The sequence below is a fragment of the Mesorhizobium sp. WSM4807 genome (assembly GCF_055811615.1).
The window spans coordinates 1-867 of the sequence record NZ_JBVVQY010000105.1 but is presented as its reverse complement, the minus strand read 5'-3'; the positions used below and the strand labels follow the sequence as shown (position 1 = coordinate 867).

The 867-nt window shown below is 59.2% G+C and carries 1 protein-coding gene; it reads left to right on the top strand.

From position 1 onward, the window contains the following. A partial coding sequence (locus AC0L3N_RS33875) for a hypothetical protein (RefSeq protein WP_473552037.1) occupies nucleotides 1–234 on the top strand: 234 nt, incomplete at its 5' end. Nucleotides 235–867 lie beyond the last annotated feature (633 nt).

Here is an 867-nt window from a genome sequence, read left to right as displayed (position 1 = left end):
TTTTGGATCAGCAGTCTGTTGCGCGGCCCGTTCGAGTCGGGAAAGGTTCTCCTGTTCCTTGGCGCGCGGTTCCATGGGTTCACCTCCCGAGGTGGCCATCAACACCCAGCCAGTGCCTTCTCGTTCCTCAACGGCGGCATTCCGGCAAGCGACCCAATGTCAGTCGCTGACTGGCTCCTTGCCGGTCCCCGAAAGCTGGCCTTCATTCCGGCGGCCCCGTCCTTGGTGAAATAGGGTGGCAAGCAGAAAGATGCGACGTCGCCACCATATTCGGCAAATGCCTTTTAGCCCGATCCGAAATTAAGTTGAGAGTTTGGTTCAGCAGCTCCCGATAGCTCACCGGTAGAGATCTCGACTGTTCATCGAGCGGCCGTTGGTTCGAATTCGCTCTTCCGGCGGGATCATGCCGGCGGATAGCCGCCAATCCATTGGATTGCACGGTTGACTCGAGCCCATCACAACGACTGAGCGAACGGCGGCATTCGGGATCGAGCTGAGCGTCGACGAACGGCTGAGATCGGCGCACAACAGCCGTTCCGTGAGTGGAGTGTGTGAGTCGTCTTCGGGTCAGATCGCGTCATGCGACGCCCCAACTAAACATCCGCAAGGGATCGAACCCGGTCGTTTAGAGTGATTGGGTTTTGCCCAAGGACTAACGCAAATTGGCATCCGGAATGACCGTTTCGGGCCAAGTCGGACATCCATTCGGGCGAAGCCAATGACCGCTAAGTGTGTGGGTTCCGGTCATTCGTAAAGTCAAAGCCAAGGCCGGTGTGGGATCAGTTCAGTATTCCGCGGCGGCATCGCGATGGTGCGGACCGCGGGCTGGTGGCGGGCGGGGTCGCCATCAGACCACGAAGCCGCAGG